Source organism: Occallatibacter sp. (assembly GCF_049802275.1).
Lineage (GTDB): Bacteria > Acidobacteriota > Terriglobia > Terriglobales > Acidobacteriaceae > Telmatobacter.
Genome location: NZ_JBARMD010000270.1, coordinates 1 through 9,231, shown reverse-complemented (window position 1 = coordinate 9,231; position 9,231 = coordinate 1). Strand labels below are relative to the sequence as shown.

General features: G+C 60.6%; 8 protein-coding genes. 7 read left to right on the top strand and 1 reads right to left on the bottom strand.

What is annotated here, in order from left to right; translation table 11 throughout:
* From WA354_RS09430 to WA354_RS09405, 6 genes are all read left to right on the top strand, one after another.
* Positions 1–2,328: ankyrin repeat domain-containing protein (locus WA354_RS09430; RefSeq protein ID WP_472812756.1), on the top strand; the 2,328-nt coding region annotated here is incomplete at its 5' end.
* Positions 2,329–2,626: 298 nt separating this feature from the next.
* Complete coding sequence (gene cysD / locus WA354_RS09425; RefSeq protein WP_472812755.1) at positions 2,627–3,607, top strand: sulfate adenylyltransferase subunit CysD; 981 nt, start codon at positions 2,627–2,629, stop codon at positions 3,605–3,607.
* The gene (locus WA354_RS09420; protein ID WP_472812754.1) at positions 3,607–5,424 is read left to right on the top strand and encodes a sulfate adenylyltransferase subunit 1; all 1,818 of its coding nucleotides are present in this window, start codon (positions 3,607–3,609) and stop codon (positions 5,422–5,424) included. The genes cysD and WA354_RS09420 overlap by 1 nt, the downstream gene beginning before the upstream one ends.
* Positions 5,402–6,082 (top strand): phosphoadenylyl-sulfate reductase, encoded by a 681-nt coding sequence (locus WA354_RS09415; RefSeq protein WP_472812753.1) that lies wholly within the window; start codon positions 5,402–5,404, stop codon positions 6,080–6,082. The genes WA354_RS09420 and WA354_RS09415 overlap by 23 nt, the downstream gene beginning before the upstream one ends.
* A gap of 15 nt (positions 6,083–6,097) precedes the next feature.
* Complete coding sequence (locus WA354_RS09410; RefSeq protein ID WP_472812752.1) at positions 6,098–6,850, top strand: sulfite exporter TauE/SafE family protein; 753 nt, start codon at positions 6,098–6,100, stop codon at positions 6,848–6,850.
* 148 nt (positions 6,851–6,998) lie between these two features.
* Positions 6,999–7,817, top strand: coding sequence for a ferredoxin--NADP reductase (locus WA354_RS09405; protein ID WP_472812751.1), 819 nt, complete (start codon positions 6,999–7,001; stop codon positions 7,815–7,817).
* A gap of 90 nt (positions 7,818–7,907) precedes the next feature.
* Here the strand turns inward: WA354_RS09405 and WA354_RS09400 are convergent, their stop codons facing one another.
* Positions 7,908–8,546 carry an SOS response-associated peptidase gene (locus tag WA354_RS09400; protein WP_472812750.1) on the bottom strand — a complete coding sequence of 213 codons (639 nt, stop codon included), beginning with the start codon at positions 8,544–8,546 and terminating at the stop codon, positions 7,908–7,910.
* 318 nt (positions 8,547–8,864) lie between these two features.
* On the opposite strand from WA354_RS09400, the gene WA354_RS09395 reads away from it, so the two are divergent.
* A complete protein-coding gene (locus tag WA354_RS09395) occupies positions 8,865–9,137 on the top strand; it encodes an oxidative damage protection protein (protein WP_472812749.1) in 273 nt (90 codons plus the stop codon).
* Positions 9,138–9,231: the final 94 nt, after the last annotated feature.

Below are 9,231 nucleotides of genomic sequence, written 5' to 3'. Positions count from 1 at the left end.
GCCCAGACCCCACCTCCCGCAAAGGTCGACTTCGGCCGCGACGGTCTACCCATCTTTCGCGAGCAGTGCGGCTATTGCCATGGCGCTGCCAAACAGCGCGCCGGCATGCGGCTCGATCGCAGAAGCTCTGTGATGAAGTCGTTCTCCCGCCGCGTCGTGCCCGGGAGCAGCAGCAACAGCTTCGTCTATCACCGCCTCATCGGCGATGGGTACGGCGCCCAGATGCCCCCAACCGGTGCGCTTCGCCCCGAACAAATTCAAATCGTCAAAGAATGGATCGATCAGGGAGCCGAATGGCCCGACGATCTCGCCAATGAAGCAGACCTGCCCCCGCTCGATCCCCGGGCCATCGCCATGGTCGATGCCCTCCGCGCCGCTGACCTGCCCACGTTTATGAGGTCCGCCACCGCCGATCCGGCTCTCCTCAACGCCCGCGGACCCGAAGGCTCAACACCGTTTATGTATGCGGTGCTTTACACCAATGTGCCCACTCTCACACAACTGTTGAAAATGGGAGCCGATCCCGACAAGCGCAACGACACCAATGCCACCGCCCTCATGTGGGCCGCCACTGATCTCGACAAGACCCGTCTCCTTCTAGCTCATGGCGCTGACGTAAACGCACGGTCCGACGACATGCGCACGCCCTTGATGATTGCCGCGCGGCGTCCGGGCGGCGCCCCAGTTGTTAAACTTCTCCTCGATCACGGCGCGAAACCCAATCCGAATTACCGCCCCGAAAATGAATCTTCACCCCTGATCGAAGCCCTCACCTCCGGCGATCCCGAAGTCGTCATGATGCTCCTCGATCATGGAGCAGACGCCAAAATGGCCGGCGAAACCGGCCTCACCATGGCCATCACCGCGCATTGCCCCAGTTGCGTCGACCGCATCCTCCAGCAGGTCACGGACAAAAGCGTCCTCACCTTCTCGCTCAATGACACCGTTGTCTTCGCCGACACCCGCGACGTGCGCACCTTGCTCAATCACGGAGCCGACGCCAACGGCTACGACCCGCTTGGCCGGACTCCGCTGATGTACGCGGCAATCTCCGATAATCTCCCCGTCGATACCGTGCAGCTCCTTATAGATCATGGAGCCGACGTGAACGCCCTCGACAAGCATTCCAAGACCGGCGACTCGGGCCTGACGGTGCTCGATATCGCCCGGCACAATGGCGATACACCGGTCGTCAAGCTGCTCGAGAAATCCGGTGCCAAACCCGGACCGCTCACCCCTGTGTCTCTCACCATGCGCCGCGACAACAACATTCAGCGCGCAGTCCAGGACACCATTCCCCACCTGCAGCGCGCCGATACCAACTTCATTACCAACTCCGGCTGCGTCTCCTGCCACGACAACAGCCTCACCGCCATGACCATGGGGCTATCGCGCAAGCGTGGCTTCCGAATCGACGAACAAAGTGATGCCGTGCAGGTGCAGGCCAACGTCGACGTTCTCGCTAAGCTGCGCGACCGGTTGCACCAGGGCTTCATCGTTCCCACCGAGGACAACTTCAGCGAAGGCATTCTCGCCTATCAGTTGATGGGCCTCGCTGCCGAGGGCTACAAACCCGACATCAACACTGACACTGCCGCTCTATACATTCTGTTGCGTCAGCACAAAAACGGTGAGTGGCCGGCCCAACATGCTGACAACCGCCCGCCCATCTGTCTCGATTACATCGGACAGACCGCTCGCTCCATGCATGCTCTTCAGCTCTACACTCCCAAAGCCGACGCCGCTGAATACCGCAAGGCCATTGACCTGGCGGCAAATTGGCTCGCGGCTGCACGCTCCTACAACAACGACGACCGCAGCTGGCGCGTAGCGGGCCTCGCATGGGCCGGTACAAACAAAGCCGCAACCCGGCAAGCCGTCAAAGAACTCCTTGCCATGCAGCGTCCCGATGGCGGATGGTCCGACCTGCCCACCACGCAGAGCACAGCCTATGCCACCGGCAAAAGCCTTGTTGCGCTCCACATTGCAGGTCTTCCCGCTTCCAGTCCGGCTTATCAGCGCGGAATCAAACTGCTCCTGAACACGCAGCAGCAAGATGGATCATGGTATGTGCAGACCCGAGCCCTAGGCTTCCAACCGTGGTTCGATGCCGGTTTCCCGCACGGCCATAATCAATGGATCTCCGCTGCAGGCAGCAACTGGGCTGCAATGGCGCTGGCCTACGCGCTGCCGGAAAGCGCCACCCAAACAGCATCCTTTTCTCAGCGATCCTCCCCAAGAGCCAAATCAAGTCTGCCGTCCGACAACCGGGAGTCCGCAGGACCCTTGACCATCGCAGCAGCTGAATTGGAGCAGTCGCGTCATTAAGCAGCACCGTAACCGGCTTTGTTTCTCTGTATATCGGTCAGGTGCAAACCGATCAGGGAATACCCGTGACCGCGCGTACTCACTCGTATGTGATTGACCTCACATCCAGACCCCCGTATAGTAATCCCAATGAGTCTTTGTTCCATGCCGGTCGCTTGTTGCGCATGTTGTTGTGCGCCGCGCCGGACTATGGGATAAGCCACCTCTAAGACTCACCGGAATTCCCCATACCCCGCGCCGCAGCCTCTCTGCAGCCGCGGTTTTTTTATTGCCCTCAAAACAACCGATCCGGAGAAACATGACAATCGCCACCACCGCCGAGCTGAACGCGATCACTCCCGAAGGCCGCTCCGCGCCACTCGCAGACGAGGTCCGCCGCGAGGAGCGCTTGAGCCACATCCAGCTTCTCGAGGCGGAGAGCATCCACATCTTCCGCGAGGTCGCCTCCGAGTTCCAGAACCCGGTGATGCTCTACTCCATCGGCAAAGACTCGTCCGTCATGCTTCGCCTCGCGCAAAAGGCATTCTACCCCGCGCCGATTCCGTTCCCGCTCCTCCACGTCGACACCGGCTATAAATTCCGCGAGATGCTCGAATTCCGCGACCGTTACACCGCCGAACTCGGCCTCAAGCTCATCGTCTGGCGCAACGAAGAAGCCCTCGCCGACGGAGCCAACCCCATCAAACTCGGCACCCAGCGCTGCTGCGGATACCTCAAAACCCAGGCCCTCCTCGACGGCCTCCGCGCCCATGGCTTCGACGCGGCCTTCGGCGGCGCACGCCGCGATGAAGAAAAATCCCGCGCCAAGGAGCGCATCTTCTCCTTCCGCGATTCCGCCGGACAGTGGGACCCAAAGAACCAGCGCCCCGAATTATGGAGCCTATTCAACGGCCGCATCGGCCCCGGCGAAAGCATCCGCGTCTTTCCCCTCTCCAACTGGACCGAACTCGACATCTGGCACTATATCCATCTCGAAAAAATTCCCATCGTTCCGCTCTACTTCGCCAAGCCGCGCAAAATGCTCGTCCGCGCCGACTCACTCATCCCCCTCGAACAGCCCTTCATCCAGGGTCTGCCCGGAGAAGAGCAGTGGGTCACGTGCCGCCTGCGTTCTCTCGGCTGCAGCCCCTGCACCGGTGCCATCCGCTCCGAAGCCGACACAGTTCCCAAAATCATCGAGGAACTCATGGCCGTCCGCAATTCCGAGCGCGCCAACCGCATCATCGACCACGACCAGGACGGTTCCATGGAACTGAAAAAGCGCGAGGGATACTTCTGATGGCCACTGTAGAGCAAAACACACTGAGGGGCATTTCCGCGCCGACCGAGGACGGGAATGCACAAGCAGACGTTCTGAAAGGGCACGACTTCACTGCCCATGGAGAAACGTCAGTTTTGAAAGGGCACGACTTCAGTCGTGCCATAGGAAGCACCAAAATTACGGGGGCTTTAGCCCCTGAGGGACTCCTGGCAACTCCCGCTCCTGAGCCTATCGAACAGCGCCTCGAAGCCGAGCTCGCCAAAGACCTTCTCCGCTTCTCCACCGCCGGCAGCGTCGATGACGGCAAGTCCACCCTTATCGGCCGCCTGCTCTACGACTCCCACAATGTCTACGACGACCACATCCGTTCCGTCACCCGCAACGCCGCAATCGATTTCGCTCAGCTCACTGACGGCCTCCGCGCCGAGCGAGAGCAGGGAATTACGATCGACGTCGCCTATCGCTACTTCTCCACGCCCAAACGCAAATTCATCATTGCCGACACCCCCGGCCACGAGCAGTACACGCGCAACATGGCCACCGGCGCATCTACCGCAGATGTCGCCATCGTCCTCGTCGACGCCCGCAAAGGCATCCTCGCCCAGACCCGCCGCCATGCCTGCATCGCCGGGCTCCTCGGAATTCCGATCGTGATCGCCGCCATCAACAAGATGGACCTGGTCGATTTCTCCGAGGAAGTTTTCCATTCCCACAGCGCAAGCCTGCAGGGCCTCGCGCGTCAACTCAAGATTCCGCAGCTAATCCCCGTGCCCGTGAGCGCACTCGATGGAGACAACGTAGTCCATCGCAGCGCACGGATGCCCTTCTATGCAGGCCCCAGCATTCTCGAACTCCTCGAAACGCTCCCGCTTGCGGTGGATCGCACACACGCAACCTTCCGGTTGCCCATCCAGCGCGTCGTCCGTCCTCATCAGGATTTCCGCGGCTTCGCCGGCCAGATAACGGCAGGCTCCGTCCAGCCCGGCGACGAAGTGCTGGCGCTTCCCTCAGGCCGCCGCACCCGCGTCCGCACAATCTCCACCTACGACGGCGAACTGGCCCGTGCTCGCGCTCCTCAATCCATAGTCCTCACCCTCGAAGACGAAATCGACCTCAGCCGCGGCGACATGATCTCCTCCGTCACCGCGCCCCCGCGCAAAACCAGCGGCGTCGAAGCCACCGTTGTCTGGATGCACTCCAAACCCCTCCGCCCCGGCGCGACCTACCTGCTCAAACACACCGCCCAGACCGTCCGTGCCACCATCACCGAGCTACGCTCCCGCATCGATGTCGAACACCTTGCCGAAAACTCCGCTTCGCAGCTAGCCCTCAACGACATCGGACAGGTCGTCATCGAAACCAGCCGCCCCCTCCTCGCCGATCTCTACCGCGACAGCCGCGCCACTGGCAGCTTCATCCTTATTGATCCCACAGACAACACCACCGCCGGCGCAGGCATGATCCGCGCCATCCACGACAGTGCCGACGCAATTCCCAAACATGCAACCATTGGATTGCTTAATCTCGGCTATCGTTCCGGTCACGCCTCGCGGATCGAGCAGTCCCTTCTTGCTGAGGGCGCCATAGTCCTCCGCACCTGGGCTCCTGTCTCACCCCAGCTCCTCACCTTTGCGCGCCTCGGCGCATTCGTGATCCTCGAGTCAAACGAAGCCACCCCCATCACATTCACGCGCGCCGACGTGCTTAGTGCTATACCCACTGAAATCCCCTCGGAACTGGTCTACGACGAACCAGACCAGATCCTCAATGAAATCCACCGCCTCGCCTCAATTCCCATAGGAGAAGACGACAATGACAACGGCCTCGGCATCTGACAGTCTCGCCCTCACCGCCTCCGGTTTCCTCCGCGAGCACCTCGAGCACGCGCAGCGCGCCTGCATCACCTCGAGTTTCCAGGCCGAAGACGTCGCCGTCCTCCATATGGCCCTCCAGTTCCAGCCGCAGATCCCGGTCATCTTCCTCGAGACCGGCTACCACTTCCCTGAAACCCTCGCCTACCGTGATCGGATCGCCTCAGAGTGGAACCTGAATCTCATCAATGTCCAGGCCGAGCAGTCTGTCGCCGATCAGGAGTCGCAATTCGGCATCCTCAATCAAACCGCCCCCGACCGCTGCTGCGGACTGCGCAAAGTAGAGCCGCTCTTCCGCGCCCTCGATTCTTACACCACCTGGGTTACCGGTCTGCGCCGCCAGCAATCCAAATCACGAGCCGACCTCCAGGCGCACGAGTTCTTCACCCTGCCCACCGGCAAAATCCTCGCCAAGCTTAGCCCCCTCGCGGAGTGGACCACCCGCGACGTCTGGCAATATGCCGAGCAGCACTCTATCCCGCTTCTCGCGCTCTACGAAAAGGGATACACCTCCATCGGTTGCGCTCCTTGTACCAGCCTGCCCTTCGATGAAAACGACCCGCGCTCAGGCCGCTGGTCCGGCCGCAAGCTCGAGTGCGGCATTCACCTGCAGGCTCATTGAACTCCGGAGATCGCCATGGAACTTCTTCTAGGATTTGCCATCGCCACACTCATCGCCATCACTGGCGTTGGCGCAGGCACGCTCATCGCGCCGTTGCTCATCCTGTTTCTCCACGTGCCTGTAGCCGAAGCCGTCGGCACGGCCCTCGCCTACTCTGCAGCCGTCAAACTCGTCGTCGTCCCCGTCCAAATCTGGCGCAAACAAGTCGAGTGGCGCACCCTCGGCCTCATCCTCGCCACCGGAATTCCAGGCGTAGCCATCGGATCACTCATCTTCCAGCGCGTCGCGCACGACTCTGCCAACAATCTCTGGCTCTTCCTCGCCCTCGGCATCATGATCGCCGTCTCGTCGGCGTGGCACATCTTTCGCCACTTCCGCCCCGCCGCTGAACCCACGCACCGCACCAACTCCCCCCGATGGCTCGCCATCGTCATGCTCCCCATCGGCGCTGAGGTAGGCTTTTCCTCCTCTGGCGCCGGAGCACTTGGCACCTTAGCCCTCCTCGGCTTGACCCCGCTCGACGCCCGCCGCATCGTCGGTACCGACCTTGCCTTCGGGCTCTGCCTTTCGCTCATCGGTGGCACACTTCACCTCAGCAACGCCGGCCTCAATTCGTCTCTGCTCATCAACCTCATCGCTGGAGGCGTCTTCGGCGCGCTCCTCGGCACCGGACTTGCCTCGCGCATCCCCGTCCGCACCATGCGCCTCGCGCTCTCGCTCTGGCTTTTTGTAATGGGCCTTCAACTCTGCTGGCACGCTCTGGCGTAGAACCAAATCGCCGCAGCCACCGCTGTTTTATCCCACAAACTTCCGTATCTACGCTCACAAAATGCGAACCCGGCTCCGCGCACGCCGGACGATATACTGCATTTGGCTCTATTTATGCCTCATCTTCCTTTGCAAGTGAGAACCCACCTTGGCGCGTGAAACGTATACGGCACGTCTGGCAAGCAAGACGTTGATCTCTGAATCGGCCCAGTGTTACCACTTCGATTTCGTTCTCGACGAACTGAAATCCTTTCCCTTCGTCTCTGGGCAGTTCATCTCCGCTGTCGCTCCTGACTCCAATGGCAAGCAGCAGACCCGCGCCTACTCCATTGCCTCAGCGGCCAATGGCAACCACTTCGAACTCTGCGTCAATCGCGTGCCCGAGGGATTCTTTTCAAACCACCTCGCCGATCTCACCGAGCTCCCTCCCGGCGGAACCGTCCAGGTTCACGGCCCTCACGGCCACTTCATCCTCAAGCAGCCCGTCACTGATTCCATCTTCATCTCCACCGGCACCGGAATCGCCCCCATGCGCGGCTTCGCGCAGTGGCTTTTCCCTGAGACCGGGCCCGACGCCGGCATCGACCGCAGCGAAGGCAAGGAGATCTGGATGGTATACGGAACCCGCCACGAGAGCGAGCTCTACTACCGAGAGGAGTTTGAGTCGCTAGCCGCCCGCAAGCCCAACTTCCATTACCTGCCCACGCTAAGCCGCGCAGACGAAAGCTGGAAAGGTCTTCGCGGCTACGTGCAAGATCACGTCGCCCGCATCGTTGAAGAGCGCGCCACCCGCCTCGGCATCACATTACCGGTCCCGCCGCCCGATCCATCCATTCTGCCGGCCGAACTCAACTTCGACATCTACGCTTATATCTGCGGCCTCAATAACATGGTCGCCGGCGTCCGCGAAAAGCTGGCAAGCTACGGCTGGCACCGCAAGCAAATCATCTTCGAGCGTTACGACTAAGCGCCAGCTCAGGTGTCATCGATGAACCGGAAGGCGTTGTCGAGGCGCAAACAGGACACGCGACGGCTGTGAGCAGTTCACCGTGTGGAATCAGATTCCACCAACCATCGATACGGCCCACGACCGCATCTTTTCCGCAGGATACGGCCGCAGCAGGTCAGTCGGCGGACGCGTTGGATCGCCCGGATCCATCCACCGCGTGTAGTCGTGGGGCTCCAGGATCACCGGCATCCGGTTGTGCACAGGCTCGGCCAGCTCGTTCGGATCGGTGGTAAGAATTGTGAATGTTTCGAGCGGGTCTCCTTCCTTTGGCTTGCACCGCTCCCACAGCCCCGCAAAGGCATAAGGTGCCCCGCTTTGCATTCCGAACGCGAACGGCTTTTTGGTCCTCGAGTCGATGCGCTGCCACTCATAAAACGCGTCCGCAGGAATCAGGCATCGGCGTCTTTTGAAGGCCTCCCGGTACAGCGGCTTGGCCGCAACCTCTTCGGAGCGCGCGTTGATGGTGGAGTAGCCGACCTTGGCATCTTTGGCCCAGTAGGGAACAAACCCCCACCGCATCAGTGCGAATTCGCGTTTGCCCGTTTCATTGTTCAGCCGCACAACGGGCTGCGTGCTTTGCGGCGTCGCGTTATGCGTGGGCGCAAACCACGGCATATCCTCTGGCTCCACGCCAAACCAGTCGGCGAGGACCTCCTGCGTTGATCGACGAGCAAACCGGCCGCACATAATGAGTTCAGTTTGATTGTACGAGTTAAAGGAAAGTGGCAGCAATCACTTGAAATCGATGTTCAGCCAGGACGGCCGCTTCGTCTATGCGCTCAATGCAGGCACTGGAACCATCGGCCATCTTCTCTTTCCTGAGCGACGGAATCTTGCTGAATGACGGGCAGGTGGAAGGCCTTCCCGCGTCGGCGGGTCTCAATGGTCTTGCTGCGTTCTGAAGTTTCTTCCTGCGGGGAATTGTCCGGTGAAGGGCGGCTCCCCGCACATTCCATCTGGTGCGTCCTCATCGCTCCCATACAATAAAAAACAGGAGCAGGAACGATGGCGCATATGGTTTTTTGTGTTCGTTATAAGAAGGAAATGGAGGGCCTTGACGAGCCGCCCTTCGATTCGGAGTTCGGTCAGAAGATCTATAAGAACGTGTCAAAGGCCGCATGGGGCGAGTGGGTCGACCGGCAGAAGATGCTGCTCAACGAGTACCGCCTTCAGCCTTGGACCCCGCAGGCGCAACAGTTCCTCGTCGAACAGATGGAGCAGTTCTTCTTCGGCGAAGGCTCCGCGCTTCCGTCGGAGTTTGTACCGCCGTCGCATTGAGGCCAATGCCGCGGACTTGCAATATTGTCCGCCGCATTGACCAGCCCGCGCTTCAGGGACTTCAGCTGGTGTAAACTAAATCAGAACCCCATGG

Excerpts from the sequence above, each read along its gene's own strand:
- WA354_RS09400 (WP_472812750.1), bottom strand. The coding sequence starts at position 8,546 with ATGTGCGGCCGGTTTGCTCGTCGATCAACGCAGGAGGTCCTCGCCGAC.
- WA354_RS09420 (WP_472812754.1), top strand. The coding sequence starts at position 3,607 with ATGGCCACTGTAGAGCAAAACACACTGAGGGGCATTTCCGCGCCGACC.
- WA354_RS09395 (WP_472812749.1), top strand. The coding sequence starts at position 8,865 with ATGGCGCATATGGTTTTTTGTGTTCGTTATAAGAAGGAAATGGAGGGC.
- WA354_RS09415 (WP_472812753.1), top strand. The coding sequence starts at position 5,402 with ATGACAACGGCCTCGGCATCTGACAGTCTCGCCCTCACCGCCTCCGGT.
- cysD (WP_472812755.1), top strand. The coding sequence starts at position 2,627 with ATGACAATCGCCACCACCGCCGAGCTGAACGCGATCACTCCCGAAGGC.
- WA354_RS09410 (WP_472812752.1), top strand. The coding sequence starts at position 6,098 with ATGGAACTTCTTCTAGGATTTGCCATCGCCACACTCATCGCCATCACT.